This is a genomic window from Phenylobacterium sp., from assembly GCF_030646615.1.
GTDB lineage: Bacteria > Pseudomonadota > Alphaproteobacteria > Caulobacterales > Caulobacteraceae > Phenylobacterium.
Genome location: NZ_JAUSLG010000095.1, coordinates 58,472 through 85,119 on the forward strand (window position 1 = coordinate 58,472; position 26,648 = coordinate 85,119).

At 69.2% G+C, this 26,648-nt stretch carries 22 protein-coding genes; 8 read left to right on the forward strand and 14 right to left on the reverse strand.

Annotation, left to right across the window (positions count from 1 at the left end; all coding sequences use genetic code 11):
- Nucleotide 1 precedes the first annotated feature (1 nt).
- The 3 genes from Q7S93_RS17075 to Q7S93_RS17085 all read right to left on the reverse strand — a co-directional run bounded on the left by Q7S93_RS17075 (nucleotide 2) and on the right by Q7S93_RS17085 (nucleotide 4,909).
- Entirely contained in the window at nucleotides 2–178 is a 177-nt protein-coding gene (locus tag Q7S93_RS17075; RefSeq protein WP_335650192.1) for a YnbE family lipoprotein, read from the reverse strand.
- Between the two features lie 62 nt (nucleotides 179–240).
- A complete protein-coding gene (locus tag Q7S93_RS17080) occupies nucleotides 241–3,249 on the reverse strand; it encodes an intermembrane phospholipid transport protein YdbH family protein (protein ID WP_304715495.1) in 3,009 nt (1,002 codons plus the stop codon).
- 208 nt (nucleotides 3,250–3,457) lie between these two features.
- On the reverse strand, nucleotides 3,458–4,909 hold the full coding sequence (locus tag Q7S93_RS17085; protein WP_304715497.1) for an MFS transporter: 1,452 nt from the start codon (nucleotides 4,907–4,909) through the stop codon (nucleotides 3,458–3,460).
- Between the two features lie 125 nt (nucleotides 4,910–5,034).
- On the opposite strand from Q7S93_RS17085, the gene Q7S93_RS17090 reads away from it, so the two are divergent.
- Complete coding sequence (locus Q7S93_RS17090) at nucleotides 5,035–5,301, forward strand: sulfurtransferase TusA family protein (RefSeq protein WP_304715500.1); 267 nt, start codon at nucleotides 5,035–5,037, stop codon at nucleotides 5,299–5,301.
- Here the strand turns inward: Q7S93_RS17090 and Q7S93_RS17095 are convergent.
- The 3 genes from Q7S93_RS17095 to Q7S93_RS17105 form a co-directional block, all read right to left on the reverse strand.
- Nucleotides 5,240–6,166, reverse strand: coding sequence for a YihY/virulence factor BrkB family protein (locus tag Q7S93_RS17095; RefSeq protein ID WP_304715505.1), 927 nt, complete (start codon nucleotides 6,164–6,166; stop codon nucleotides 5,240–5,242). The two genes, Q7S93_RS17090 and Q7S93_RS17095, sit on opposite strands and share 62 nt — an antisense overlap.
- Nucleotides 6,167–6,412: 246 nt before the next feature.
- Nucleotides 6,413–7,552 (reverse strand): CaiB/BaiF CoA transferase family protein, encoded by a 1,140-nt coding sequence (locus Q7S93_RS17100; protein WP_304715510.1) that lies wholly within the window; start codon nucleotides 7,550–7,552, stop codon nucleotides 6,413–6,415.
- A gap of 66 nt (nucleotides 7,553–7,618) precedes the next feature.
- Entirely contained in the window at nucleotides 7,619–8,392 is a 774-nt protein-coding gene (locus tag Q7S93_RS17105; protein ID WP_304715513.1) for an SDR family NAD(P)-dependent oxidoreductase, read from the reverse strand.
- Between the two features lie 136 nt (nucleotides 8,393–8,528).
- Here Q7S93_RS17105 and Q7S93_RS17110 point away from each other — a divergent pair, with 136 nt between their 5' ends.
- The gene (locus Q7S93_RS17110; protein WP_304715523.1) at nucleotides 8,529–9,845 is read left to right on the forward strand and encodes a diguanylate cyclase domain-containing protein; all 1,317 of its coding nucleotides are present in this window, start codon (nucleotides 8,529–8,531) and stop codon (nucleotides 9,843–9,845) included.
- On the opposite strand, the gene mfd is transcribed toward Q7S93_RS17110, so the two are convergent.
- From mfd to Q7S93_RS17125, 3 genes are read right to left on the reverse strand one after another with little or no spacing between them, the layout of a single operon-like run.
- Nucleotides 9,842–13,336 carry a transcription-repair coupling factor gene (mfd, locus tag Q7S93_RS17115; protein ID WP_304715535.1) on the reverse strand — a complete coding sequence of 1,165 codons (3,495 nt, stop codon included), beginning with the start codon at nucleotides 13,334–13,336 and terminating at the stop codon, nucleotides 9,842–9,844. The two genes, Q7S93_RS17110 and mfd, sit on opposite strands and share 4 nt — an antisense overlap.
- Entirely contained in the window at nucleotides 13,326–13,619 is a 294-nt protein-coding gene (locus Q7S93_RS17120; protein ID WP_304715542.1) for an FAD assembly factor SdhE, read from the reverse strand. The genes mfd and Q7S93_RS17120 overlap by 11 nt, the downstream gene beginning before the upstream one ends.
- A 52-nt stretch (nucleotides 13,620–13,671) precedes the next feature.
- The gene (locus Q7S93_RS17125) at nucleotides 13,672–14,280 is read right to left on the reverse strand and encodes a hypothetical protein (RefSeq protein ID WP_304715547.1); all 609 of its coding nucleotides are present in this window, start codon (nucleotides 14,278–14,280) and stop codon (nucleotides 13,672–13,674) included.
- A gap of 99 nt (nucleotides 14,281–14,379) precedes the next feature.
- On the opposite strand from Q7S93_RS17125, the gene recG reads away from it, so the two are divergent.
- A complete protein-coding gene (recG, locus tag Q7S93_RS17130) occupies nucleotides 14,380–16,455 on the forward strand; it encodes an ATP-dependent DNA helicase RecG (protein ID WP_304715552.1) in 2,076 nt (691 codons plus the stop codon).
- Nucleotides 16,456–16,461: 6 nt separating this feature from the next.
- Here recG and Q7S93_RS17135 read toward each other — a convergent pair whose 3' ends face one another.
- The 4 genes from Q7S93_RS17135 to kdsA are packed head-to-tail and all read right to left on the reverse strand — an operon-like array spanning nucleotide 16,462 to nucleotide 20,991.
- Nucleotides 16,462–17,640, reverse strand: coding sequence for a DUF3089 domain-containing protein (locus Q7S93_RS17135; protein ID WP_304715559.1), 1,179 nt, complete (start codon nucleotides 17,638–17,640; stop codon nucleotides 16,462–16,464).
- A gap of 43 nt (nucleotides 17,641–17,683) precedes the next feature.
- Entirely contained in the window at nucleotides 17,684–18,685 is a 1,002-nt protein-coding gene (gene rfaD / locus Q7S93_RS17140) for an ADP-glyceromanno-heptose 6-epimerase (RefSeq protein WP_304715566.1), read from the reverse strand.
- Nucleotides 18,682–20,136 (reverse strand): D-glycero-beta-D-manno-heptose 1-phosphate adenylyltransferase, encoded by a 1,455-nt coding sequence (gene rfaE2, locus Q7S93_RS17145; RefSeq protein ID WP_304715570.1) that lies wholly within the window; start codon nucleotides 20,134–20,136, stop codon nucleotides 18,682–18,684. Before rfaE2 ends, rfaD begins: the two co-directional genes overlap by 4 nt.
- Before the next feature lie 3 nt (nucleotides 20,137–20,139).
- Nucleotides 20,140–20,991: a 3-deoxy-8-phosphooctulonate synthase gene (gene kdsA / locus Q7S93_RS17150; RefSeq protein ID WP_304715573.1), complete on the reverse strand. Its 852-nt coding sequence runs from the start codon at nucleotides 20,989–20,991 to the stop codon at nucleotides 20,140–20,142.
- Nucleotides 20,992–21,181: 190 nt separating this feature from the next.
- On the opposite strand from kdsA, the gene Q7S93_RS17155 reads away from it, so the two are divergent.
- The 4 genes from Q7S93_RS17155 to Q7S93_RS17170 are packed head-to-tail and all read left to right on the forward strand — an operon-like array spanning nucleotide 21,182 to nucleotide 24,874.
- Nucleotides 21,182–22,441 carry an SAM-dependent methyltransferase gene (locus Q7S93_RS17155; protein ID WP_304715583.1) on the forward strand — a complete coding sequence of 420 codons (1,260 nt, stop codon included), beginning with the start codon at nucleotides 21,182–21,184 and terminating at the stop codon, nucleotides 22,439–22,441.
- 56 nt (nucleotides 22,442–22,497) lie between these two features.
- Nucleotides 22,498–23,496, forward strand: coding sequence for a cysteine synthase A (locus tag Q7S93_RS17160; protein ID WP_304715587.1), 999 nt, complete (start codon nucleotides 22,498–22,500; stop codon nucleotides 23,494–23,496).
- Between the two features lie 2 nt (nucleotides 23,497–23,498).
- Nucleotides 23,499–24,344 carry a 3-mercaptopyruvate sulfurtransferase gene (gene sseA / locus Q7S93_RS17165; RefSeq protein ID WP_304715591.1) on the forward strand — a complete coding sequence of 282 codons (846 nt, stop codon included), beginning with the start codon at nucleotides 23,499–23,501 and terminating at the stop codon, nucleotides 24,342–24,344.
- Nucleotides 24,345–24,349: 5 nt separating this feature from the next.
- On the forward strand, nucleotides 24,350–24,874 hold the full coding sequence (locus Q7S93_RS17170) for a GNAT family N-acetyltransferase (protein ID WP_304715623.1): 525 nt from the start codon (nucleotides 24,350–24,352) through the stop codon (nucleotides 24,872–24,874).
- Here Q7S93_RS17170 and Q7S93_RS17175 read toward each other — a convergent pair.
- Nucleotides 24,871–25,968, reverse strand: a complete 1,098-nt coding sequence (locus tag Q7S93_RS17175; protein WP_304715594.1) for an amino acid ABC transporter substrate-binding protein — start codon at nucleotides 25,966–25,968, stop codon at nucleotides 24,871–24,873. The genes Q7S93_RS17170 and Q7S93_RS17175 overlap by 4 nt on opposite strands.
- An 81-nt stretch (nucleotides 25,969–26,049) precedes the next feature.
- Here Q7S93_RS17175 and Q7S93_RS17180 point away from each other — a divergent pair.
- The coding region (locus tag Q7S93_RS17180; RefSeq protein WP_304715603.1) for a PLP-dependent transferase at nucleotides 26,050–26,648 on the forward strand (599 nt) is incomplete at its 3' end.

The window sequence follows — 26,648 nt, forward strand, 5'->3', positions numbered from 1 at the left end:
CCTAGAACAGGTTCGGGTTCTGCTGGATCAACGCCCGGACATCTTCGTCCAGGCGCACGCGCACATCGGCGTCCAGCTTTGCATAGATATTGATGGGGTCGACCTGGACCCGCACCGTCGGCGTGCAGGCGCCGAGCGCGGCCCCCAGGGCCGAGGCGCCCATCAGCACCCCGATCATATGTCTCTTTGTCGTCGTCAAGATCACGGCTCCCTCGGGTGTGCGAGTTTCAGCGTTCGAGTTCATTCTGGCGCAGGCGGCTGAACCGCGCCTGAACCGTCAACGTCCTGAGCCGCCGCATAGTCGGCCAACAGCTCATTCAGGTTGAGCGAGGTGTCCAGTGTCAAATCCACCTTCGTGCCCGACGGCAGGGGCAATTCTCTGTTGAGGAAGCTGCGGCTGATCAGCTCCCCCAGGGTCAGACGAATCTCCTGCCGTTGCGGCGGACTATGCTCGCCCCGGATCTTGAATAGCACCCCCAGTCGTCCGCCAGGCAGGCTGTTGACCTCGGCGTCGAGCAGATCGAAGGCCAGATCCTCCATGGCCTGATAGGCGAAATCGACCGCGGCGTTGGCCTGGTCCGCCTGGGCGACGGGCACGGCCTGATCGCCAAGCCCCTCCGCCGTCGCCGTCGCCGCCCCCCCGGTGGCGTCCACCTGGGTCAGGGCTTCCCGACGGATCGACAGGCGCCCCGGGGCGATGGCTGTGAGCTTGCCCTGGATGAAGGTGATCCCCTCGGGTCCGATCACAAAGGGTAAGCGCCCGCTGACCACGGCGTCCAGATCGACCCGGTCGGCGAAGGGGGTGGCCTCCACGAACTCAGAGAGTTGGACCGCCTCGATCACCAGCTCGCCGCGCCAGGACTGGGTCTGGTCGAGCGGAATGGACATGGGCGCGATGCGTACCACCCCGCCCCCCACCTCGAATGCGCCCTCTGAGAGGGTCAGCTCATCGGGCAGCAATTGGAAGATCACCTTCGAGCCGGTGAGCGGCGCCAGGGCTTGGACCACATCGGCGGTCAGGGTCTGATCCGGCGCCGTCTGCAGGGGAACCAGGCTGGTGAAATCGATCTGGCCGCTCAACCCCTGCACGGCGCCGGCAGGACTCTTGAAGTCGAGACTGGGCACATCGAGGCGTCCGTGGCTCTGGACACCTTCGGCGTTCCAATCGATGGCGCCCGTGAACAGGACGGTTCCCTCGACGGGTTCGCCGATCACTTCGGCCAGGGGCGACAGCGCGGCGGGCTGCAGGCCTTCGGCCGTGAAGGCCAGGGTTCCGGTGTCGATGCTCACGCCGCCGGTCCCGCTGACGCCGTTGTGCCGCAGGGCCACCTCGGCCACCTGATAGCCGCCGGACGCGAGGTCCAGCGCGCCGGTCCAGGCGTCGGCCTGCAGGCCGGCCACGCCGGTCAGGTCGAGGGGATGGAAGCGGGGCTCGGGGCTGGTGTCGGAGACCGTGGCGCGATCCACCTTCGCCTCGACAAACAGACCGCCCCGGTTGGCGCCCAACCGAAGATCGGCCGCAGCTTCGCTGGCGCGGGCCTGGAGGAAGGGGATGTCTGCGCTGGCGGCCCTGGCCGCAGCGTCCAGAACCCACTGCCCGCCCTGGACGACGACCAGAGGCTGATCGGTAGGACAAAGCTGGGCTTCGATGTCGATGACGCTGGTGTCGCCGGTCTCCAGCCTGGCCATCTCGAAGGGCGCGCAGGCGCTGGCGAGGAAGGCTGTCCGGCCATTGGTGACGTTCAGGCGCCCCTGGGTCTCGCCCTTCATGCCTCGCAAGGGACCAAGGTCGGTCTCGAAGGCCAGACGCGTGGTGGCGTTGAGCGTCCCGCCGTTGAGGTTGTAGCCGGCGACCTGAGCCTCGATGCGCGGCAACCCGCCCCCGGAGGTCGAGATATTCAGGGCGCCGCCCTGCGCGCCATAGAGCGGGGCGTCTGGTCGTGGGCTAACCCGGACCAGGGCCCCTGAACCCGTTCGCACTGTGGCCGACTGGGCCAGGCCAACCTGCAAGCCATTGTTCCCAAGGCCGATCCTGACGCCTGCGGCTGCGAGGCTGAAGTCGGCCGCCGCGCGCTTTATCGCGGCAAGTTCAGGGAAGTCATCCGCGGCCACCCTGCCCAGGCCGCCCCAGCCGCCGGCCGCCGCCACGGGTCCCGACAGGTCCAGGGTGAAGCCCTCGGCGTCATAGGCCGCCGCCCCGTCGAGATTGGCGCTGGCGCGGTCCAAGGCGAGGTCGCCGGACGTCACGTCTTCGGCCTGCAGGCTGGTCCGCACGGCGCCGGTTACGCCGCCGCCCTCCCCCCGCCGCCAGGCCAGGTCATCGGAGGCTGCGGACATTTCGATCGCGCCGAGGCTGGCGCCTGCCGTCGACAGGCCCTCGCCGCTGGCGGTGAGGGAGGTCCGGCCCCGCAGGCTCAACCGGTCCAGGGCGCCCTGCGCCTCGCCGCGGAAACTGCCATTGAGGCGCAGGCGTTCGCCCTTGATCTCGCCGTGCGACACTTCGGCGGCGTTGAGATCGGCGACAAGAACCACAGGCCCGTCGATGGCCTGGGCCTCCAGATCGGGATAGGCGGCGGCCGCCGCCAGGTTCAGGGCGCCGGCGCCGAAGGTGGCCTCGCCCAGGCGTCCGGACTTGAGCGCGCCGACGAAGCTCAGGCTGGTCCGCGAATCCCGCGTCACCAGACCAACGCGGGCGTCGGCGATGTCCAGCATCAGGGCGGCGGTTTCGAACCGCGTCGGCTCCATGCGCCCTGAAAGGCTGACGAGGACTCCTTGAGACATATGGGCGTCGGCATGGATGACCGCCTGTCCGGAGGCATGCGTGACCCGCAACACCCCGTCCTCGACCACGATCTCCGGCGCGGGGCCGTCGGCCCGCGCCGGGCGGGCGCGGAAGTCGGCGATCAGGGGATCAAGTTGGCCAAGGCTGACGCCACGCTCCGTCAGCTGTATCCGGATGTCCGGCCGCTCCAGCCGGATACGGGCGATTTCCACCCCAAAGGCCTCGCCCCGCCAGGGTCCGGTCAGGCGGTAGCTCACCTCCGCTCGGGCCGCGGTGATGATGGGCGACTCGGCCGGGCCGATCCGGAGTTCGCCGACCAGGCCGCGGGGGCCCAGGGCCTCGAAGCTGGCGTCGGCCTCGATGCCACGCCCCTGCAGCCAGCCCACCAGGGCCTCCCGCGCCAGGTGCCGGCGGGCCGCGTAGGCGATGGCCAGGGCGATCAGCAGCACGGCCACCACCCCAAGCACGAGCCATCGCGCCTTGGGGCGGCGTGTTGGGGCGGCCACTGGGCCGGTCGCGGAGGGAGAATCTGATGAACGTGTCACGAAGGTCCGGCGATAATGCGCAGGCTTGGCCATTGGCTCCAAGCTTCCACAGAAACAGGGGAAAGCGCCCGCGCCGCCCAGCCTAGGGCAGGGCCTGTGGCGCGATCATGGCGCGCGTCCCGCCGCGACGTCAGGGAACGTCATCGGGCGCCTGCGACAGGGGCGGCGCCACCTCCTCCAAGGGCCGACGTTCGGCCGCCACGCCCAGCTTCATCTCCACAAGCGCCGCCATCACCATAAGCCCGCCGCCCAGCAGATAGCCCCAGAGGATCTGGCTGCGTTCCCCGGTGTCGATCAGCGCGCCGAACAGGACCGGGCCCCCGACCCCGCCGATCAGGGTGCCAAAGGCGTAGAACATGGAGATGGTCACCGCCCGGATCTCCAGGGGGAAGCTCTCGCCGATGGTGAGATAGGCTGCGCTGGCGCCGGCCGACGCGAAGAAGAAGATCACGGTCCAGGCGGCCGTCTGGGCCGGCGCCGACAGCAGGCCCGCGCTGAACATCCAGCCGGTGATGCACATCAGCACGCCGGCCACGCCGTAGGTCAGGCTGATCATCGGCTTGCGACCCCAGGAATCGAAGAACCGCCCGAGCAGCAGCGGCCCCATGAAGTTGCCGATCGCAAAGGGCAGCATGAACCAGCCGATACTGGCCGGGGCAATCCCATAGAACCGCGTGAGAATCAGGGCGTAGGTGAAGAAGATCGCGTTGTAGCAAAAGGCCTGGGTGGCCATCAGCACCACGCCCAGCACCGTCCGGTGGGGATACCGTCGCACCAGGGTGTTGGCGATCTCAAGCCAGCTGGTCGTCGTGCGCCGGATCAGGCGCAGGCTCTGCAGGCTCTCATGCGGCGGCAGCTTCTGGCCGGTGGACCGTTCCACCCGCGCCTCGATCTCGGCGATGATGGCCTCGGCCTCGGCCTCGCGGCCGTGGGTCATCAGCCACCTCGGACTCTCGGGCATGAAGCGCCGGATCCAGATGATGATCAGGGCCAGCAGGCCGCCGATGATGAAGGCCAGCCGCCAGCCCAGCTCCTGGTCGATGAAGGTCGCATTGAGCAGGAAGATCGAGGCCAGTGCCCCAATGGCGGCCCCGACCCAGAAGCTGCCGTTGATGACCAGGTCGGTGAAGCCCCGCCGCCGGGCGGGAATCAGTTCCTGGATGGCGGAATTCACCGCACCGTATTCGCCGCCAATGCCAGCGCCGGTGAGGAAGCGGAAGACCATGAAGGACCAGAAATCCCACGAGAACCCCGTGGCGATCGTGGCGATCATGTAGACGAAGACGGTGGCGGTGAAGAGCTTCTTGCGCCCGAACCGATCGGTCAGCCGACCGAAAAGCAAGGCCCCCACCACCGCGCCGAGAATATAGGCGCTGCCGGTCAGGCCGACCTGGGTGGCGGTGAGGTTCAGGCCGTCCGAGCCGGCGATGGCCGGCGAGAGGGAGCCGACCAGGGTCACCTCCAGGCCGTCGAGAATCCAGGTGACCCCCAGGGCCGCCACCACCAGCCAGTGGAACCGGCTCCAGGGCAGGCGATCGAGCCGGGCGGGGACATTGGTGACGAAGACGTCGGGGCGGGCCATGGACTTGCCTCTCCTCTCGCGAGCCGCCGGCCTAACGCGCAAAACGTCAGGCCGGACGCAAAGCCGCAGCAGGAAATCAGGCGCGGGTGCTTTCGTCCCGCGAGCCACAGCGTTAAGGGGGCGGCATGTCAGCCCCCGAAATCCTCGTCGACGCCCGGGGTCACCGGTGCCCGGTGCCCACCCTGCGCCTCAGGCGCGCCCTCGAGGCTGCGCCGCCGGGCGCGCGGGTGCGGTTGCTGGCCGACGACCCCCTGGCCCGTATCGATGTGCCCCACTTCGCCGCTGCGGTCGGCGCCGTGGTGATCGCCCAGGAGGCGCGTGACGGCGCGCTCAGCTTCCTGGTCGAGAAGTCAGTCTCGGGCTCTGGGGGCGAAGGTCCCGCAGGAGGCTGAGGCGGCGGTGCTCGTCCAGCCGGATCTCGATCTCCGTGGCCAGGGCGCCCCCGAAAAAGACCGCGTTGACGCTCCAGGACAGCCAGATCAGGAACACCACAACGGCGGTGACCGAGCCATAGGTCGCGCCGAGATGGGCGATCTGCTCCACATAGAAGGCGCTGGCCCAGGAGGCGAACAGGCAGAGCATGGCCGCCGAGAACCCACCGCAGACCGAGGCCCGCCACGCCACCGTGCGGCGCGACATCGCGTAGCGATAGATGAGGCTCATCCCCAGCGTCAGGCCGGCGCTGGCCCAGGTCCATTCGCTGTAGAGCCAGGAGACGCCGGCCAGGGGCCTCAGGTCCATGGTCGCCGCCGCCACACGCAGCCCTAGGAACAGGGACGAAACCAGTCCCATCATGGCGGCCGCCGCCAGCAGGACCATCAGGGCCATCAGGTTGAAACCGACGAACCCCCGGGGATCGGGCTCGTCATGGATGAAGGACAGACCCGCCAGCAGGGCCTTGAAGCCGCGATGGGCGGCATAGGCGCCGATGACCAGCGCCACACCGCTCTGGGCCGAGATGGCGTCCCGCGGCGCATGGGCCAGACGCTCCAGCTCAGCCTGGAACAGGTCCCGGGCGCCAGTGGGCATCAGCCGCGCCAGGGCTTCGGCCTGGAACTCGGCCTGGGCCGGATCGGCCAGCAGACTGTAGGCCCCGATCAGCAGAGCCACGGCGGGGAAGATGGCGAGCATGATGAAGAAGGACGTGCCGCCCACATAGAGCATCACGTCTCGACCCCACAGTCGGGTCAGGGAGCGCCCGAGCGTGGATAGCCCCAGGCGCCCCGCATGAATCGGGTCCCAGCCACGCAAGCTCAAGCGGTCCAGCTCCTGGTGGATCGACATGGGCGCAGGTTGATCAAGGAATGGGAGACGGCGCAAGCATCCCGTCAAAGGTGAGGACGCGCCCCCGGCCAAGCCGGAGGCGCGCCATCGATGGGCGTGTCAGCCATCGGGTCGGCGCCGCTTCGAGGGACGGGAGAGCGCGGCGTTCAACCTGGGGACACTATTGAGCCCGCCGGCTGAACCGCATCTGAACGGAGTTAAGCCTTCCCGTTCATGGACTTACGCCGGCTCAGCCATGGCGCCGGCATGGCGCAGAGCTGCAAGCTCGGCGGTCGAGAATCCCCAGTCCGCAAGCGCCGTTTCGTCATGGGCGCCGATGGCTGGCGGCGGCCCCTGAATGGCGCCGGGTGTGGCGGAGAACCGCGGCGCAGGCGCCGGCTGCACGACTCCGGACACTTCGACAAAGGTCTGCCGGGCCTGGTTGTGGGGGTGACTCGGCGCCTCATCCATATCGAGGACCGGGGCGAAGCACACATCGGTGCCGCCCATGATCTCAGTCCATTCGTCCCGGGTCCTGCGCGAAATGACCTCGGCCAGCTTGACCCGCAGGCCCTCCCATTCCCCGCGGTCCATCTGTTTCTGGAACGCCGGGTCGGTGATTCCGGTCTTCTCCAGCAGAAGCGCGTAGAACTGCGGCTCGATCGATCCGATCGAGACCCATTTGCCGTCGCTGCATTGATAGGTGTCGTAGAAGTGGGCGCCGCCATCGAGCATGTTGTTGCGCCGCCCCGGCGACCACATGCCCGAGGCCTTGAAGCCGTAGAACATGGCCATCAACGAGGCGGCCCCGTCGCTCATGGCGCAGTCGATCACCTGGCCCTGGCCGCTTTCCCGGGCGTGGATCACCCCGGCCAGCAGGCCGAACGCCAGATAGAGGGCGCCGCCTCCGAAATCTCCCACCAGGTTCAGGGGCGGCACCGGCTTGTCCTGCGTGCCGATGGCGTCCAGGGCGCCGGTGATGGCGATGTAGTTCATGTCGTGCCCGGCGGCGTGAGCATAGGGGCCGGTCTGGCCCCAGCCGGTCATCCGGCCATAGACCAGCTTGCGATTGCGCTTCAGCGCGACGTCGGGGCCGAGGCCCAGCCGCTCCATGACGCCCGGCCGGAAGCCTTCGAACACCGCATCGGCGCCCTCCATCAGCTTCAGGCAGGCCTCGATGGCCTCAGGCGACTTCAGGTTCATCCCCACCGAGCGGCGGCCCCGGGCGGTGACGTCGGCCGGCGAGGCGCGGCCCTTGCCCATGCGGTCGATCCGCACGACGTCGGCCCCCAGGTCCGACAGCAGCATGCCCGCGAAGGGACCCGGCCCGATCCCGGCGAACTCGATGACCTTCAGCCCCGATAGCGGTCCCTGGCCCATGTGCGATCTCCCGTCACTGATTTTGCGGACAGTCTAGAGCCCGTGACGCGCCGTCAGCCAAGCCGCTCAGGGCAGCGACTGGCCATCGTCGATGGTGACGAGCGTCCCGGTGATCGCCCGCGCGGCGGGGCCGGCCAGCATCAGCAGGGCGGCGTCGAGGTCGTCGGCCTCCATCAGCCGGCGGCGCGGAAAGCCCTTGATCTGGCGCTGACCGGCCTCGGTGGCGAACCACGCGCCATTGATGTCGGTCTCCACATAGCCGGGACACAGCGCATTGACGGCGATGCCGTGCCGCGCCCATTCGCGGGCCAGGGACTTGGTCAGCATGGCGACGGCCGCCTTGGACGCGCAGTAGGCCGGCAGGCCCGGCAACACGGTGTGGCTGGCGATGGAGGCGATGTTGACGATCCGCGCGCCCCCCTCCTCCGCCACGCCGCGCTCGATCATCTGCCGGGCGGCGGCCTGCGCGCAGAAGAAGACGCCGCGCACATTGACGTCGAAGGCTTGGTCCCAGGCCTCCGGGGTGATGTCCAGCGCTCGGCCCTCCCCGCCCACGCCGGCATTGTTGACGAGGATGGCGACGGGTCCGATCTCGGCGGCCACGGCGTCGAACAGCGGCCCGATCTCGCCGACATGGGCCACGTCCAGGGCCCGCGCATGGGCGCGCCCTCCAGCCGCATTGATGGCCCCGGCCTCCGCATCCACGCGGTCCAGACGCCGCGCGGTCAGCACCACCTCGGCGCCGGCGCGGGCCAGGACGCGGGCGAAATGGGCGCCCAGGCCTCCGGAGGCTCCGGTGACCAACGCCACCTTGCCCTGCAACGATTGATCCGCGACCATTGGCCCCTCCTCCAGATGCGAGGCTTGCGGCCTCGTCCCTCGCCCACGCCTCTGCGGCGGGATATCGTCTCGAACTCCGATTCTGCCGCCCGGGCGGACAGAAGCCGGGGAGTTGTTTGCGTCAAAGGTGCAGAGAATGTCCGCAGGCGTCCAGGCGCGTGTCCTGATCATCGCGCGAGACGATGGACTGGCCGGTCCGTTGGCCGAGGGGCTTGACCGCCTCGGCTGGCGCACGATCACTGCCCGGGGACCCTATGCGGGCATCGCGGCCCTGGCCGATCTGCAGATTGAGGCCGCCATCGTCGATCTGCACAGCGGCGGGCCCGAGGCGCGCACCCTGGCGCGACGGCTGAAGGCCGCCTGCGCCCCGCGCCGCCTGCCTGTGGTGGCCATCGGCGCGCCGGACGACGAGGACCTGGATTTCGACCTGATCCTGGCCCCGCCGCTGCATCCGGCCCAGGCCGTCCTGCGCCTTGAGAACCTGGTGCGGATGGCGGTGGCCGAGGAGGAGTACGAGCTCCGCCAGGAGACCTTCGCTGCAAAGAACCGCGCCCTTGAGCCCGCCGACATCGACCCGGCGCCGTTCCGCGTGCTGGCGATCGGCGAGCCGGCGCCGCAGTTCCTCGCCCTGTCCAACGCCCTGACCCGCAGCGGCGCCGAGGTGGTGGGGGCCTTCACCGCCTATACGGCGTTTGACTATCTGCACGAGCGGCCATTCGACACGGTAGTACTGTGGGCTGGCGACAATCCCAACGAGGCCCTGTCCATCGCCGCAGGCATGCGGCGGAACACGCGCCTCTACCACGTGCCCGCCCTGCTCTATATGCGTGAGGAGTCCTACCTCACCATGTCGGAGGCCTTCCATCGGGGCGTCTCCGACGTGGCCTCGCCCGGCACGGCCGAGAGCGAGACCGCTGGCCGGGTGATGGAGCTGGCCCGCTCCTATCGCCGCCAGACCGCCACCCGCAAGGCCCTGGAGCACGCCCGCAGCTCGGGCCTGATGGACCCGGCCACCGGCCTGTTCACCCGGGACCTCTTCGCCGCTCACCTGGGCCGCCTGGCCCAGGCCTCGCGCATTCGCAACCGGCCCCTGTCGGTCTGCGTGCTGAAGGTGTCCGAGCGCGCCGAGGTGGCCGAGGCCCGCGCCCAGGGCTGGCTCGATCGCGCGGTGCCGCAGATCGGCGCCATGATCGGCCGGCTGGTGCGGGTGGAAGACACCGCGGCACGGCTGAGCCACGAGGTGTTCGCCCTGGCCCTGCCCGCCACGCCGGCGGCCGCCGCCCGGGCGGCCGGCGAGCGCATCGCCGCAGTGATCGGCTGCACGGCCTTCGAGGCCGGCGACGGCAAGCCGCCCTTCGTGGTGGAGTTCGATATCGGCGTGGCCGAGGTCAGCCCCACCCAGGGCGCCGGCCGCGCCCTGGAAGAGGCCGCCCGCAAGGCCATGGCCACCTAGGCTGCGAGCGCCAGCCTGGAAAGTTCGGTGAGGATGCGCTCGGCGGCGTTCAGGCGCTGCTCGGGGCTCTCCCACTCGCCCTTGACCACGGCCTTGTTGTCCGGCCGCAGACGCCAACCCATCTGGTTGCGGTGGACGAACTCGATCAGGCCGCCAGGGTTTGGGAAGGCGTCGTTGCGGAAGGTGACGACCGCGCCCTTGGGACCCACGTCGATTTTCGAGACATTGGCCTGACGGCACATGCCCTTGATGGCCACGACCTTGAGCAGCTGGTCGGTCTCTGGCGGCAGCGGGCCGAAGCGGTCGATGAGCTCGGCCGCCAGGGCCTCCCGGTCGGCGGCCTGCTCGGCGTCCGACAGGCGGCGATAGAGCGACAGGCGCACATTCAGGTCCGGCACATAGGCCTCGGGGATCAGCACGGCGGCGCCAGTGTTGATCTGCGGCGACCAGCCACGGTCGACCACCCCTTCGGCGCCGACCAGCTCCTTCAGCTCGTTGACCGCGTCCTCCAGCATCTGCTGGTAAAGCTCGACGCCGATCTCGCGGATATGGCCCGACTGCTCCTCGCCCAGCAGGTTGCCGCCGCCGCGGATGTCCAGGTCGTGGCTGGCCAGCTGGAAGCCGGCGCCCAGGCTGTCGAGGGACTGCAGCACCCGCAGCCGCTTCTCGGCCGACAGGGTGATCGGCTTGTCCTCCGGCGTGGTCATATAGGCATATGCCCGGGCCTTGGCCCGGCCGACCCGGCCGCGGATCTGATAGAGCTGCGAGAGGCCGAACATGTCGGCCCGGTGGATGATCAGAGTGTTGGCGGTGGGCACGTCCAGGCCCGACTCCACGATGGTGGTGGAGAGCAGCACATCATACTGGCCGTCATAGAAGGCCGACATGACCTCCTCGAGCTGAGTCGGCGCCATCTGGCCGTGGCCGACCACGAAGCGCACCTCGGGCACCTGCTCGCGCAGGAACCGCTCCAGGTTCGGCAGGTCGGCGATCCGGGGCGTGACGAAATAGGCCTGGCCGCCGCGGTACTTCTCCCGAAGCAGGGCTTCGCGCACCGTGACCGGATCCCACGGGGTGACGTAGGTGCGCACCGCCAGGCGATCCACCGGCGGAGTGGCGATGATCGACATCTCCCGAATGCCCGACAGGGACATCTGCAGGGTGCGCGGGATCGGCGTGGCGGTCAGGGTCAGCATGTGCACGTCGGCCCGCAGCGCCTTGAGCTGCTCCTTGTGCTTGACCCCGAAGTGCTGCTCCTCGTCGACGATCACCAGGCCCAGGTCCTTGAACCCGACCTGCTTGGACAGCACCGCATGGGTGCCGACGACGATCTCGATCTCGCCGGTCTTGAGCCCTTCGCGGGTTTCGGCCGCCTCCTTGGGCGGGACCAGGCGCGACAGGCGCCGCACCTTGACCGGCCAGCCCTGGAAGCGGGCCTCGAAGGTCTTGAAATGCTGCCGCGCCAGCAGTGTGGTGGGACAGACCACGGCGACCTGCTGGCCGCTCATGGCCGCGACGAAGGCGGCGCGCAGGGCGACCTCGGTCTTGCCGAAGCCTACATCGCCGCAGATCAGGCGGTCCATCGGCCGGCCAGACGCCAGGTCCGTCAGCACATCGCCGATGGCGTTGAGCTGATCCTCGGTCTCCTCATAGGGGAAGCGGGCGCAGAATTCGTCGAATACCCCATGCGGCGGATCGATACCTGGCGTGACCTTCATCGCCCGCTCGGCGGCGATGCGGATCAGGCCGCCGGCCATCTCGCGCAGCCGCTCCTTGGCGCGGGCCTTGCGGGCCTGCCAGGCCGCGCCGCCCAGGCGGTCGAGGACCACGCCCTCGGACTCAGCGCCATAGCGGCTCAGGAGGTCGATGTTCTCGACCGGCAGATAGAGCTTGGCCTCGCCGCCATATTGCAGTTCCAGGCAGTCGTGCGGGGCGCCCTGGATGTCGAGGGTCTTCAGGCCCTCATAGCGGCCGATGCCGTGTTCGATATGGACGACCAGATCGCCCGGCGTCAGGGCGGAGGCCTCGGCCAGGAAGTTGGCCGCCCGTCGGCGCTTGCGCGGCCGCGCCAGGCGGTCGCCCAGGATGTCGGTCTCGGAAATGACCGCCAGCTTGTCGGTTTCGAAGCCGGCCTCCAGCGGCAGGACCACCCGCTGCGGCGTCTTCGGGTCGGCCGCCTTGGCCGCCTGCCAGTAGGGCGCGAGCGAGATCTTTGACAGCCCGTGGTCGGCCAGCATCCCGCCGAGCCGCTCCGACGCGCCCTCGCTCCAGGAGGCGAACAGCACGCGCTTGCCCGCCGCGGTCAGGGCCTTGGCGTGATCCACCGTGGCCTCGAACAGGTTGACGCTGTCGCGCTGTCGTTCGGGTGCGAAGCTGCGGCCCGCCCGGGCGCCAAGGTCGATGACCTGCTCGCCCTCGACGGCGTTGAAGGCCGAGAATCGGCGGTTCGGCCGCACGGCCACGGCCTGCTCCCACTCGCCGGCGTCAAGATAGAGGCGCTCGGGCGGCAGGGGACGATAGTTGGACTTCCGGCCCGCCTCGGCCCGGGCCGAATAGGCGTCGTGGACCATGGACAGGCGCTCGTCGCGGGCCTCGGCCGCCAGGTGATCGACCCCGATCAGGGTCCCGGCCGGCAGATAGTCGAACACGGTCTCAAGGGCGGGGTAGTAGAGGGGCAGCCAGTGCTCCATCCCGGCCCGCCGGCCGCCTTCGCTGACCGTCGCATAGAGGGGATCATCGCCCGCGGCGCCGAAGGCCTCGATATAGCCCCGACGGAACCGGGACACCGCCTCGGCGTCCAGCAGGGCCTCGCTCACCGCCAGCAGGCGGATCTCGGTCAGCTGACGGGTGGAGCGCTGGGTTTCCGGATCGAAGGCGCGGATCGACTCCAGGATGTCGCCGAACATGTCCAGGCGCACCGGCTCGTCGGCGGACGGCGGAAAGACATCGATGACCCCGCCGCGGATGGCGAACTCGCCGCGCTCCGACACGGTGGAGGCCCGCTGATAGCCGTTGACCGCGAAGTAGCGCTCCAGGTCGGCGATCAGCACCTGGCGGCCCACATGGGCGCTGAACGAGGCGGCGTCGACCGCAGCCCGGGGCGGAACTCGCTGGATCATGGCCGGGACGGCCGCCACGAGCAGGGCCGGCTTTTTCGCCTCGAACCCGCCCGCGGCGAGTCGGGCCAAGGTGGTCATCCGCTGGGCGGCGACGGCAGGCGACGGCCCAATGCGGTCATAGGGCAGGCAGTCCCAGGAAGGGAGGCGCATGACCTCCACATCCGGGGCGAAAAAGGCGAAGGCCTCGGCGAATGCGCTCATCCGCGCGGTATCTCGGGCGATGAAGACGCTCAAACCGCCGCGGGCGCGGAGGATGTCGGCCATCACCAGGGCGTCGAAGCCCTCCGGCGCGCCGACCAGATCGATGCGCTCGGGGTCGGTGTTGATGCGCTTGAGTTGGGTGGCGCTCGGCCCTGCGCCGTCAGCCGCCATGGGGCGCGCCAAGCGACTTATGAGCAACATCCCGGAAGGCTTTGATCATATTCATGATCTCGCCGTCGAATTCAGCTGGCGTGGGAACTCGTTCGACGATCCAGGCATAGATGTCGTGGTCGGGCTGATCCAGCAGGCGCTCGAGCTCATCAAGCTGACCCTCGGTCAGATCGCGGGCATGGTTGTCCACGAACGGCCCCAGGATGAGGTCGGCTTCGACAAAGCCCCGATGCCAGGCTCGGAACTTCAGGCGCTTCAGTCGGATGGCGTGTGCGTCAGACATTGAGGCCGCGGATATAGAGCGCCGGCCTTCTCGGCGCCAGCACCCATGGCGGTCAATCGCCGCCAAACCAGAAGAAGGACAGGGTCTCCAGCCGCTCCGGCCCGATTTGCGCCGCGATGCGGAGCAGCGGCGCTGCCTCTCCGCCGCTCGGGCCGGCCGCCTGAGCCTGTCGCAACAGGTCGAGATCGAGCTGGCCGTCCAGTCGGACTTCGCCGATTTCAGGAGCCGAGCCGACAAAACGCAGGTCGCCCTCGCCCACCCTGTAGGCGCTGGGCAGGACTCGAACCTGCCGGCTATGGGCTTCCTGGCCCAGTTCGTTGGTCACAAGCGGGCTGGAGACGTCGGAGAACTGCAGCATGACCGGCCCATAGGTCTCCATCCGCTCGCCCTGCTCCCAGGCGACGAACTCCATCTCGCTGCCGATGTGGAGGTGATCGAGGCGCAGATCGCCAATGCGGACCTCCTGGGTTGGCAGGTAATACCCAAACAGGTTCTCATCCTGCACGTGGCTGAACCCGGTGAACGCGGCTGAGGGGGCCGGCGTCTCAACCGCCGCCGCGGGCGGGGGCGTGGCCGGGGCCGCCGGCGCCTGCGCGTCATCTGCGGGGTTGCATCCGCCCAGCACGACCGCCAGGGCCAAGCCCGCCATCTTTCGTCTCATGCCGCTTCCCAGCCCTCGTGCGCGTCGCTGCGAGATCAGCACAGCCCAGAGGCAGCGTCCACCGCGCGCCGGACGCACGGTCGCGCTATGTTCCTGCCCATGCGCCCGGAGATTCTCTATCCGCTATTCGCCCCGATCGACACGCTCAAGGGCGTGGGGCCGAGGGTGGCCCCCCTGCTGGAGAAGCTGGCGGGGCCGATCGTCCGGGATGTGGCCTTCCTTTCGCCCCACAGTCTCATTCATCGCCATCCCGCCCGGGTGGACGCCGCCCTTGAGGGGGCTGTCCAGACCTTCGCCGTGACCATCGAGGCCTACCAGCCGCCGCGGAACCCGTCCCAGCCCTGGCGGGTGCGCGCCTTCGACGGCACGGGCTTTCTGACCCTGGTCTATTTCGGCGGCCTGGGGGGCCGTATCGAGGGCCAGCACCCGGTCGGCGCCCAGCGGCTGGTGAGCGGCAAGGTCGAGCGGTTCGGGTCGGAGATCCAGATCGCCCATCCGGACTATCTGGTGCCGGTGGAGAAGGCCGACCAGATTCCCGAGGTTGAGGCGGTCTATCCCGCCACCGCCGGCCTGCCCGCCCGAACGGTGCGTCGCCTCGCTATGGACGCCCTGGCGCGGTGTCCTGAGCTTCCCGAGTGGCAGGATCCCGCCTGGCTGGCCCGCCAGGGCTGGAGCACATGGCGCGAGAGCCTGGCCCGCCTGCACGCGCCGGAGAGCGAGGCCGACCTCACCGCCCAGGCGCCCCATCGCCAGCGCCTGGCCTTCGATGAACTGCTGGCCCACCAGCTCGCCATGGGCCAGCGGAAGGCCGAGCGCCGCGCCGAGCCGGCCCCGCCGATCGCCGCCGGCCGCCTGGCCGAGGCCCTGGCCGCGTCCCTGCCCTTCCGGCTGACCGGGGCGCAAGCCCGCGCCCTGGCCGACATCCGCGCCGACCTGGCCTGCGGCGAGCGCATGTCGCGCCTGCTGCAAGGCGATGTGGGCTCGGGCAAGACGGTCGTGGCCATGCTGGCCATGGCCGATGTGGCCGAGGCCGGCGGCCAGAGCGCCCTGATGGCCCCCACGGAGATCCTCGCCCGCCAGCACTTCGAGACCCTGGCCGCCCCGCTGGAAGCCCAGGGCCTGGCCGCTGTGCTGCTGACCGGCCGGGACAAGGGCGGCGCCCGGGCCGAGAAGCTGCGGGCGCTCGCCAGCGGCGCGGTGCAGGTCGCCGTCGGCACCCACGCGCTTTTTCAGAACGATGTCGTCTTCCACGACCTGCGGCTCACGGTCATCGACGAGCAGCACCGGTTCGGCGTCGCTGAGCGCCAGCGCCTGCAGGCCAAGGGCCAGGCCACCCACCTGCTGGCCATGTCGGCCACGCCCATCCCCCGCACCCTGGAACTGACCGTCTTCGGCGACCTGGATGTCTCCCGGATCGACGAAAAGCCGCCGGGGCGGACCCCGGTCGCCACCCGGGCCATCCCCATGGGGCGAATGGCCGAGGTGGAGGCCCGCCTGAAGGCCGTGGTCGCCGCCGGGGCCCAGGCCTTCTGGATCTGCCCGCTGGTGTCGGAGTCGGAAAAGACCGACCTGGCCGCCGCAGAGCGCCGGGCGGGCGAGCTTCGCCAACGGATCGGCCCCAGCGTCGGCCTCGTCCACGGCAAGATGCCCGGACCGGAAAAGGACGCCGTCATGGCCCGCTTCGCCCAGGGCGAGCTCTCCGTGCTGGTGGCCACCACCGTCGTCGAGGTGGGCGTGAATGTGCCCAACGCCACCATCATGGTCATCGAACAGGCCGAGCGCTTCGGCCTGGCCCAGCTCCACCAGCTCCGCGGCCGGGTGGGTCGGGGGAAGGCCGAGAGCGCCTGCGTGCTGCTCTATGATCCGCCCCTGTCCGAAACCGGTCAGAAGCGCCTCGACATCCTGCGGCGCACTGACGACGGCTTCCTCATCGCCGAACGGGACCTGGAGCTGCGCGGCGGCGGCGATCCCCTTGGGCTGCGGCAGAGCGGCTTTCCCGCCTATGTGTTCGCCGATCCCATCGCCCATCGGGATCTGATCGCCGCGGCCGGCGACGATTCGCGCTTGATCCTCGCCCGGGACCCCGGCCTGACCACCGAGCGCGGCAAGGCTCTGCGGACGCTGCAGGCCCTGTTCGACTGGCAGGCCCAATCCACCCTGCAGGACGCCGGCTGAGGCCCTTCAGTCGATGCGGTGGACCGGGGCGACGCTCACCTCGGCGCCCGCAGGGATCGGGCGGGCGGCGTGGGCGAAGTCTGGATCGGCCATCAGGGTATTCAGCCGGGCTTCGGCATTGGCTTCAAGATCGCCGTAAAAGAGATTGTATCCCGGCATTTTTCGCCGATCCGCCCAGGAGCCGGTGGACCGGAAGGCCGCCGATCGCGGCCTGGAAACCCGCAGGACGCTATGGTCACAGCCGGCGCTGACCTGGCGCGTCTGCAGGGCTGGCCTCGCCCCCCACTCCAGGCCCGTCGCATTGGTCGCGCCGCGCGCCAGACGAGCCGGGGCGGACTCATCGCTCACCTGGCCGAGGATCGGATTGTAGCAGGCCGCCGGCCCCGAGAGGTTGGTCAGCTCTCCGTCCCGGGTCCAGACCAGCGACCGGTCGCGAAGCTGCTGCGCCTGCTCGCGATCGCCCTCATAGGCCGCCATCCAGGCCGCCAGACAGCCAGGCTCGGTGGGGCTCGTGCAGAGCGGTATCGGGGGCGCGTCAACCGGCACGGCGGTCTGGATCAGATAGGCGGCCACCAGCCGGCCGCGGAGACCAGCGTCCCCGGCGACCTCCTCGGCCAGCAGGCGCGAGGCCAGGGTCCCGCCCTGCTCGACGCCGACGATCAGGAAGGGACGACCATGGTTGTAGTCGGCCATGTACTGCCGGAAGGCCCGGCGCACGTCGCCATAGGCGAACCGCCGCGCTTCTCGGGCGTCGTCGCGCAGGGTGAGCATGGAATAGAGGCTGGCCTGCCGGTAGCGAGGCGCAAAGATCCGGCCCACCCGTACGAACGGGCCCACATAGTTCGGACCGATGGTCCGGCTGAAGAAGGCCTCGGACCGCTCCTCGCCGATGGGCGCGTTCCAGTGGACGCCGCCGTCATAGATGGTCGGACCTACGAAGAAGACATCAGCTACGGGGTCAGTGTCCGCCCAGGTCTGCGGTTCTGACGGCAGAAGGCTCCAGGAGTCTCGACGCGCATAGTCCGGCGCGGGCGGCGGATTGTAGGTCTGGAAAGGCTCCTTCGGGTCGAGGCCCGTGCGCAGGATGTCGTCGCGCCAGACCATCGCCCCGGCGGCCAGCATGCCGACGACCACGACCGCAAGCGCGGCGAACAGGATCCTGGTGCGACGGGAGGTCTCGGCCATGTCCAGGCCTTATCTCACAGTCTCAGCCCGGGGCGAAAGCACCTCACCGATAAGGGTCTGCCTTGGCCAGATAGGCTTGGACGTAGTCGTCGATCCCCGCCTCCAGGCTGGTGAAGGGCGCCTCGTAGCCGGCCTGGCGAAGACGGCCCATCTGCGCCTGGGTGAAGTACTGATAGCGTTCGCGGATCGCCTCGGGCATCGGGATATAGGCGATGTCGGGCGCCTGGCCGGCCGAGGCGAATACGGCCTGCGCCATCTCGGCGAACGACCGCGCCTCGCCGGAGCCCAGATTGAACACCCCGTTCACCTGCGGATTAGCCGCCAGCCAGACCACCACATCGGCCACGTCGCGGACATAGACGAAGTCCCGCAACTGCCCGCCGTGCGCCACGTCGGGCCGATGGGACTGGAACAGCTGGACCGTCTCGCCGGCGCTGACCTTGGGCCAGATCTGGGCGGCCACCGACTTCATGCCGTGCTTGTGGCCCTCATTGGGGCCGTAGACGTTGAAGAACTTCAGGCCCACCCATTGGGGCGGCGCGACGCCGCGGGCCGCCTGCCGCACCGCGTGCAGATCGAACAGGGCCTTGGACCAGCCATAGGTGTTCAGGGGCCGCAGGGCCGCCAGGGCCTCGAAGCTGTCGTCATCGTCGAAGCCCAGCGCGCCATCGCCATAGGTGGCCGCTGACGAGGCATAGATCAGTCGCCGCTGACGTTCGGCGCACCAGGCGAACAGGTCCCGCGACAGGGTGAAGTTGGAATGGATGATCCTGTCGGCGTCCGGCTCCGTCGTCGAGGACACCGCTCCCATATGGACCACCAGCTCCACATCGCTCCAGTGGGCCTCCAGCCAGTCGAACATGGCTTCCGGCGCGACGAAGTCGGCGATGGGATGCTTGGCGATGTTGCGCCACTTGCCAAGCTCGGCCTCCCGCAGCCGGTCACAGACCACCACCTCCAGGCCGCGGTCTTCGGTCAGCCGGGCCACGATGTTCGAGCCGATGAAGCCGGCGCCGCCGGTGACGAAGATGATCCGGCGGCTCATGGCTTGTCCTGCATGCGGGAGATCGCGGCCGTGGTGGAGAATCCCTGGACGATCTGGGCGAGCTTCACCTCGCCGCCCCAGGCGCGCACCTGCGCAGCGCCGACCACCTGGTCCTCGGAATAGTCGGCGCCCTTGACCAGGACGTCGGGGCGGGCCGCCTCGATCAGCTTCATGGGCGTGTCCTCCTCGAAGGGCACCACCAGGTCCACCGACCCGAGTCCCGCCAGGACGATGGCGCGGCTTTCCAGGTCGTTGACCGGCCGGCCCTCGCCCTTCAGGCGCATGACCGAGGCGTCGTCATTGACGCCGACGATCAGCCGGTCGCACCAGCCCCTGGCCTGATCCAGATAGGCCACATGGCCCTTGTGGAGGATGTCGAAGCAGCCGTTGGTGAAGCCGACCCGGAGCCCCTTGGCCTTCCAGCGGGCGACCTCCTCGGCCATGCGCAGGGGCGTGGCGACCTTGGCCTCGGCCGGCGCCATGTGGGCCGCCAGGGTGGCCTCCATCAGCTCGGCCGGGGTGACCACGGCGGTGCCGGCCTTGCCGACGGCGACGCCGGACGCCAGCATGGCGAAGGCCACCGCATCCTCCATGGAGGCCTGGGCCGCGAGGGCCAGGCCCAGGGCGGCCAGGGTCGTGTCGCCGGCGCCAGAGGCGTCAAACACCTCCTTGGGCGCGCCGGGAAAATGCCGCACCGCCTCGCCGCGCACCGCCAGGGAGATGCCCTTGGCCGAGCGGGTCACCAGGATGGCCTGGGCCTCGCAGAGACTGAGCGCATGAGCCAGGGCCGCAGCGATCTCCTCGTCGGTGTCCGTGGCCATGTCGGTGGCGTGGGCCAGTTCGGCGGCGTTGGGCTTGATGATGTCCACCGCGCCGTAGCGGGCGAAGGACCTTGCCTTGGAGTCGACGATCACCCGAGCGCCGGCGGCGCGGCAGGCGGCGATCACCGCGGGCGTCACCACGCCCTTGCCGTAGTCCGACAGCAGGATCAGCCCCACATCGGCGGCGACATCGCGGATCGTGCGGACCAGACGGTCCTCGACCTCGCCCTCGGCCGGCGTCGCCACCTCATTGTCCACCCGAAGCAACTGCTGGCCGCCCGACACGAAACGGGTCTTGAGCGTCGTGGGGCGGGCCGGGTCGCTGATGATGAAGCCCTCGACGCCGGCCTCGGACGAGACCAGGCGCAGGGCCTCGTGCCCCTCGCCGTCACCGCCCACCAGGCCCACCAGGCAGACATGTCCGCCGAGCGCGGCGACGTTGCGGGCGACATTGCCGGCCGCCCCCAGCATCACCAGTTCGCGCCTGCGGGCCAGGACCGGGATCGGCGCCTCGGGCGACACCCGGCTGACGTCGCCATAGACGAAGCGGTCGACCATCAGGTCGCCGACACAGGCCACCCTGACGCCGGGAATGGCCGAAAGCAGGTGCTGGAGCGCGGCGAGATCCACGATCTAGGCCTGGATCGCGGCGCGCAGGGCGGCCAGCGTGCGCAGCAGTGGCTCGGCCTGGCTGAGCGGCAGACAGCTGGGGCCATCGCAGAGCGCGCGGTCGGGATCGTGGTGGAATTCCAGGAACACCCCGTCGGCGCCAGCGGCGACGGCGGCCTTGGCGATGATCGGCACCCCTTCGCGACGCCCGCCTGTGGAGGCGCCGTTAGACTTGGGATTGGCGCCGGGCAGTTGGACCGCGTGGGTGGCGTCGATGGTCACTGGCGCCCCCAGGGCCTGCATCTCGGCGATGCCCAGCATGTCCACCACGAGGTTGTTGTACCCGAAGCTGACGCCGCGCTCGCACAGGATGGTCATGTCGGCGCCGACCGCCTCCTTGATCTTGTCGAGGATGTTGCGGCAGTCCCAGGGCGCCAGAAACTGCCCCTTCTTCACGTGCAGCAGCCCGCCGGCCGCCCGGGTCGCCTCGGCCGTGGCCACCACCAGATCGGTCTGACGGCAGAGGAAGGCCGGGATCTGCACCAGATCGGCGACGGCCGCCACCGGCTGCGCCTGGCTGATCTCATGCAGGTCGGTGCAGATCGGAACGTCGAACTCATCCTTGATCTGGCGGAGGATTTTCAGGCCCTCCTCAAGGCCAGGCCCGCGATAGCTGCGGATGGAGGAGCGGTTGGCCTTGTCGAAGCTCGCCTTGAACACATAGGGCAGGCCAAGATCGGCGCAGACGGCCTTCAAATGCCGTGCGGCGTCCCGGGCGAGGTCCAGGTCCTCCAGCACATTGAGGCCGGCGATCACCACCAGGGGCTGATCAGCGCCGATGGCGAGGTTCCACCTCTTGAGCTCGAGCGCGGCCATGCGGTCCTCCTGGGGTCTGCGGATCGGGCCTAAGTGGCGCCCGCCCGGCGGCTTCACAAGCCTGAATTCCGACGCCGCCGCCGCGGCCTTGCGTCCGTGGGCCGGGCTCAGCCGTAGACTCGCCTCAAGCTTGGAGTCGCCCGTCGGTGTTTGCATGTTATGGTACGAAGGACACGAGGGGTAAGCGAAGATGACTATCGCCCACGACTCGTCATCCCTGGCCGATCTGGCCCACACGCCGGGCGCCCTGCGCCGCGCGCCGGAGTTGTCCGGCTCGACCGCCGCCTTCCGAAGCGCTCTTGGCCTCCTGGCCCGAAACTGGACGGTGGGCAAGCTCACCTTCGTCCTGCCGAACGACAAGGAACTCACCATTGTCGGGCCCGAGCCGGGACCCAGCGCGCGTCTCGTCGTGCGCGACTACGCCTTCATGAACCGGGTGCTGTCGGCTGGTGATATCGGGTTCGCCGAGGGCTTCATGGCGCAGGAGTGGGATACGCCGGACATGGCCGCCCTGCTCTGCGCCTTCAGTCTGAACTTCGACAAGATCGAGCGCCTGGCCTTAGGCGCGCCGCTGATGTGGGTGCTCAACCGCATCCTGCACGTCTTCCGCGACAACAGCCGCGCCGGCGCAAAGAAGAACATCCACGCCCACTACGACCTGGGCAACGCCTTCTATTCCCGGTGGCTGGACGCCACCATGACCTACTCGGCGGCCAGGTTCGACCACGAGGGCCAGGATCTGGCGCAGGCGCAGCAGAACAAGTACCGGCTGCTGACCCAGCAGATGGCCCTGGAGCCGAAGCATCATGTGCTGGAGATCGGCTGCGGCTGGGGTGGCTTCGCCGAATATGCGGCCAAGACGGTCGGCGCCAAGGTGACCGCCATCACCATCTCCAAGGAGCAGTGCGACTTCGCCGCCAAGCGTATGTTCGACCAGGGCCTGTCCGAGCGGGCCGAGATTCGCCTGGTGGACTATCGCGATGTGGACGGGACCTATGACCGCGTCGCCTCCATCGAGATGTTCGAGGCGGTCGGCGAGAAATACTGGCCGAGCTATTTCAGCAAGATCGCCGAGGTGCTGAAGCCCGGCGGACAGGCCGGCCTGCAGATCATCACCATCCAGGACGAGTTCTTCGAGGCCTATCGTCGTCGCGCGGACTTCATCCAGCGCTACATCTTCCCCGGCGGCATGCTGATCAGCGAGGCGCGCCTGCGCCAGGAGACGACGGCCGCCGGCCTCGCCTGGCGCGACATCAGCCGCTTTGGCCAGGACTATGCCGACACGCTGGCGGAATGGACCCGCCGGTTCGAGGCGGCCTGGCCGGAAATCCGCCAGAATGGCTTTGACGAGCGGTTCCGGCGGCTCTGGCGCTTCTATCTGGCCTATTGCGAGGCCGGTTTCCGCACCGAGCGGACAGATGTGGTCCAGCTCAGCCTGTCGAAAAGCTGAAGGACCGCGCCGCTTGCCCCTGTTCCTGGGCCTGTGGCGCGCTTAAGTAGCGGCCCATGACCGTCGCAAACAGCGTTCTCGACACCATCGGCGACACGCCGCTCATCCGCCTCAACCGGGCCAGCGAACTGACCGGCTGCGAAATCCTCGGCAAGGCGGAGTTCATGAATCCCGGCCAGTCGGTCAAGGACCGGGCGGCGCTCTATATCGTGCGCGAGGCCCAGGCCAAGGGCCTGCTGCGGCCTGGCGGGCGGATCGTGGAAGGCACCGCGGGCAATACCGGCATCGGCCTGGCCATGGTCGCCAAGGCCCTGGGCTACCGCGCCACCATCGTCATCCCCCGGACCCAGAGCCAGGAAAAGAAGGACGCCATCCGCCTGTTCGGCGCCGAGCTGGTCGAGGTGGACGCCGTCCCCTACTCCAACCCCGACAACTATGTGCGCTATTCCGGCCGCCTGGCCGAGGAGCTGGCGGCCCGCGAACCCAATGGGGCGATCTGGGCCAACCAGTTCGACAATGTCGCCAATCGCCAGGCCCACGCCGAGACCACAGGACCGGAGATCTGGGCTCAGACCGATGGCAAGGTCGACGGCTTCATCTGCGCCGTAGGCTCCGGCGGCACCCTGGCCGGGGTCGCCCAGGCTCTGCGGACGCACCGGCCGGACGTGAAGATCGGCCTCGCCGACCCCTATGGCGCAGCGCTCTATTCCTACTACACGACCGGCGAACTCAAGTCGGAGGGCGGCTCGATCAGCGAAGGCATCGGCCAGGGCCGGATCACCGCCAATCTCGAGGGCCTGACGGTCGACCACGCCTATCGCATCGCCGACGACGAGATGCTGGGGGTGATCTACGATCTGGTGGAGCACGAGGGCCTGGTGATGGGCGGCTCCACCGGCGTCAATGTGGCCGGCGCCATCCGCATGGCCAAGGACCTGGGGCCTGGCCACACCATCGTGACCATCCTGTGCGACCAGGGCGCGCGTTATCAGAGCAAGATCTTCAACAGGGCGTTCCTCACGGAAAAGGGCCTGCCCGTTCCGACCTGGCTCTGACCATGGAGACCGGCCCCCTCGTCTCCGTCGACTGGCTGGCCCAACGTCTGGGTGATCCGGACCTCAAGGTGGTGGACGCCACCTGGTACATGCCGGCCGAACAGCGCCCGGGGCTGGAGGAGTTCCGCAAGGGGCATGTTCCCGGCGCGGTCTTCTTCGACATAGACCTGATCTCCGATCCGGAGACCGACCTCCCGCACATGCTGCCGCCTCCGGCCGTCTTCGCCGCGGCCGCGTCTCGCCTGGGCCTCAACCCGTCGCATCGGATCGTCGTCTATGACGGCCAGGGCATCTTCTCCAGCCCGCGGGTCTGGTGGACGCTGCGGGTCATGGGGTTCGAGAAGGTGGCCGTGCTGGACGGCGGCCTGAAGGCCTGGCGCGCGGCCGGCCAGCCGGTGGAGGCCGGTGATCCCGAACCCAGCGAAGTCGAGAGCACAGCGCAGCTGCGGCCCCATCTGGTGCGCAGCCTGGACGAGGTGCGCCAGGCCCTGGACGATCCAGAGGTCCAGCTGCTCGACGCCCGGCCGTCCGGGCGCTTCCTGGGTGAGGTTCCAGAGCCGCGCCCCGGTCTGCGGGGCGGTCACATGCCCGGCGCCTGCAACCTGCCCTGGAACGCCGTAGTCGCCCCGGACGGGACCCTGCGGTCGCCGGACGAACTGCGGGGCGCCTTCGCCGTGGCCGGCGTCAACCTGGAGCGCCCGATCATCGCCACCTGTGGGTCAGGGGTGAGCGCCGCGGTCCTGGCGCTGGCCTTGGCGCGGCTGGGGGTGGAGCAGGTCCCGATCTATGACGGCTCCTGGAGCGAATGGGGCGGCCGCACCGACACGCCGGTGACTGTCGGGCCGTGAGCCAGATGATCGTCCGCCCAGCCCGCCCCGACGATCTCCCCCTGCTGCCGGAGATCGAGCTGTCGGCCGCCAGCCTCTTTCGGGATGAGGGCGTGGTCATTATCGCCGGCGAGGCCGACGACGCCCCCCTCGACTTCACCCCCGCCGAGGTCTGGGCGCCCATCGCGGCGGCCGGCCTCTTGTGGGTCATGGCCGAGGGCGACGGGCCACCCGGCGCCTTCCTGGCCGCTCGGATTGAGGAGAACCGCCTCCATATCCTGGAATTCGACGTGCACCGCCGTCATCAGGGCCAGGGCCTGGGCCGCCGTCTCCTGGCCTTCGCCATCGATGAGGCGCGCAGCCGTGGACTGGAGGGGCTTAGCCTCACCACCTTCCGCGACGCCCCCTGGAATGCGCCCTTCTATGCCTCGGCCGGATTTCAGATCATCGGGCGGGACACAGCCCCCGCCAACCTGCGGGCCTATCTCGACAGCGAGGCGGCCCGCGGCCTGGATCCGGCCCGCCGCTGCGCCATGATCCTGCGGCTCTAACGGACGGGCGGGGCGTACATCAGTCCTGGCTCAGGCGCGCTCCAGAGCGCATTCAGACCTCGCTCCAGCCTGAGGCCGGAATCGGCGCCGAGATTGCGCCGAAAGACCTCGTTGTAGGCGCCGACCTGGGCGATGGCCTGATAGGCCCAGTCGTCCTCCAGGCCGAGCAGGGCGCCCAACTCGCCGTCGACCCCCAGGAGGCGCCGGGTCTCAGGGTCGGACGCGGTCTCGCGCGAACCTTCTACCGTGGTTGAGTTCACGCCCAGTTCTTCGGCGATGATCAGGGCGTTGACGGTCCATCTGACGATATCGGTCCAGGCCGGATCGTCCTGGCGCACCACAGGTCCCAGCGGCTCCTTCGAGATCACCGTCGGCAGGATCACGTGTGCGTTGGGATTGTTCATGATCGACCGGGCCGAGGCCAGGGCCGAGACGTCGGCGGTGAAGACGTCGCATTCCTCGCCCTCATAGGCGGTGCGCGCATCGGCCTCGTTGTCGAACACCACGGGGGTGAATTCGAGGCCGCGGGCGCGGAAATAGTCGCCGAGATTGCCTTCGGTCACCGTGCCGGACTGCACGCAGATCCGCGCGCCATTGAGTTCGTCGGCGCTGGTCAGGTTGAGCGACCGCGGCGCCAGGAAGCCCTGGCCGTCATAATAGGTGACGCCTGCGAAATCGAGACCGAGGCCGGCGTCCCGCGACAGGGTCCAGGAGGTGTTGCGCGACAGGATGTCCACCTGCCCCTCCTGCAACTCGGCGAATCGGTTCTGGGCCGAAACCGACTGGTAGCGGACGGCGCCGGCGTCTCCGAGGACGGCCGCGGCCACCGCCCGGCAGATATCCACATCGAACCCCCGCCAGACTCCGCGGACGTCCTGCACCGCAAAGCCCGCCAGTCCCGCATGGACCCCGCACCGCACATGGCCTCGGCGGCGAACGGCCTCCAGGGTCGGGCTGGGGGTCGCGGCGAAGTCCCGGGCCACGGCCGTCGTCTTGGGCGCAGGCGCAGGTTCAGGTTCCGGGGACTCCGTCTCCCGGCCGCATCCGGCCAGGACCAGCGACAGGACAGCGGACGCCGCGAGGCGTCGGATCATGGGGGGCTCCTTGATCGGACAGGACGGGAAAGGTCTAGTACAGGGAGTTTCGCCCCTGATGCCTCACGAACGTCAACCCGCATGACCGAAGAAACCCGCCTGATCCACTCGGGTCTGGCAGAAACGCCCCTTGCGCGCACCGTCGGCCCGCCGATCCAGCGTGGCTCCACCGTTCTGCTGCCCAATGCGGCGGCGCTCTATGACGACGGCGCCTATCTGACCTATGGCCGCCAGGGCCTGGCGGCGCAGAGCGCGCTGATGGCCGCCCTGGCCGAGCTGGAGCATGCCGAGGCGGTCACCCTCTATCCTTCGGGCCTGGCGGCCCTCACCGGCGCCATGCTGGCCGTGCTGAAGGCCGGCGACGAGGTGCTGGTGGTCGACGCCATCTACAAGCCCACCCGCCGCTTCTGCGATGCGGTGCTGGTCCGCTACGGGGTCAAGGTGACCTATTACGCCCCTGGCCTTGGGGCCGCGGAGCTCATGGCCCTCTGCAGCGCGGCCACCCGCCTGATCGTGCTGGAGTCCCCGGGCTCGCTCAGCTTCGAGATGCAGGACGCGCCTGGCATCGCCGCCGCGGCCCGCGGGCGCGACATCCTCACCCTGATCGACAACACCTGGGCCGCAGGTCTGCTGTTCAAGCCGCTCGACCATGGGGTCGATATCAGCGTCCAGGCCCTGAC

Coding starts and splice junctions, on each gene's coding strand:
- Q7S93_RS17125 (WP_304715547.1), bottom strand. CDS start 14,280: ATGAGACGAAAGATGGCGGGCTTGGCCCTGGCGGTCGTGCTGGGCGGA.
- Q7S93_RS17135 (WP_304715559.1), bottom strand. CDS start 17,640: ATGGCCGAGACCTCCCGTCGCACCAGGATCCTGTTCGCCGCGCTTGCG.
- Q7S93_RS17105 (WP_304715513.1), bottom strand. CDS start 8,392: ATGGTCGCGGATCAATCGTTGCAGGGCAAGGTGGCGTTGGTCACCGGA.
- mfd (WP_304715535.1), bottom strand. CDS start 13,336: ATGGCGGCTGACGGCGCAGGGCCGAGCGCCACCCAACTCAAGCGCATC.
- Q7S93_RS17110 (WP_304715523.1), top strand. CDS start 8,529: ATGTCCGCAGGCGTCCAGGCGCGTGTCCTGATCATCGCGCGAGACGAT.
- Q7S93_RS17075 (WP_335650192.1), bottom strand. CDS start 178: ATGATCGGGGTGCTGATGGGCGCCTCGGCCCTGGGGGCCGCGCTCGGC.
- Q7S93_RS17120 (WP_304715542.1), bottom strand. CDS start 13,619: ATGTCTGACGCACACGCCATCCGACTGAAGCGCCTGAAGTTCCGAGCC.
- Q7S93_RS17100 (WP_304715510.1), bottom strand. CDS start 7,552: ATGGGCCAGGGACCGCTATCGGGGCTGAAGGTCATCGAGTTCGCCGGG.
- Q7S93_RS17085 (WP_304715497.1), bottom strand. CDS start 4,909: ATGGCCCGCCCCGACGTCTTCGTCACCAATGTCCCCGCCCGGCTCGAT.
- recG (WP_304715552.1), top strand. CDS start 14,380: ATGCGCCCGGAGATTCTCTATCCGCTATTCGCCCCGATCGACACGCTC.
- sseA (WP_304715591.1), top strand. CDS start 23,499: ATGGAGACCGGCCCCCTCGTCTCCGTCGACTGGCTGGCCCAACGTCTG.
- Q7S93_RS17170 (WP_304715623.1), top strand. CDS start 24,350: ATGATCGTCCGCCCAGCCCGCCCCGACGATCTCCCCCTGCTGCCGGAG.
- Q7S93_RS17175 (WP_304715594.1), bottom strand. CDS start 25,968: ATGATCCGACGCCTCGCGGCGTCCGCTGTCCTGTCGCTGGTCCTGGCC.
- Q7S93_RS17090 (WP_304715500.1), top strand. CDS start 5,035: ATGTCAGCCCCCGAAATCCTCGTCGACGCCCGGGGTCACCGGTGCCCG.
- Q7S93_RS17155 (WP_304715583.1), top strand. CDS start 21,182: ATGACTATCGCCCACGACTCGTCATCCCTGGCCGATCTGGCCCACACG.
- rfaD (WP_304715566.1), bottom strand. CDS start 18,685: ATGAGCCGCCGGATCATCTTCGTCACCGGCGGCGCCGGCTTCATCGGC.
- Q7S93_RS17160 (WP_304715587.1), top strand. CDS start 22,498: ATGACCGTCGCAAACAGCGTTCTCGACACCATCGGCGACACGCCGCTC.
- kdsA (WP_304715573.1), bottom strand. CDS start 20,991: ATGGCCGCGCTCGAGCTCAAGAGGTGGAACCTCGCCATCGGCGCTGAT.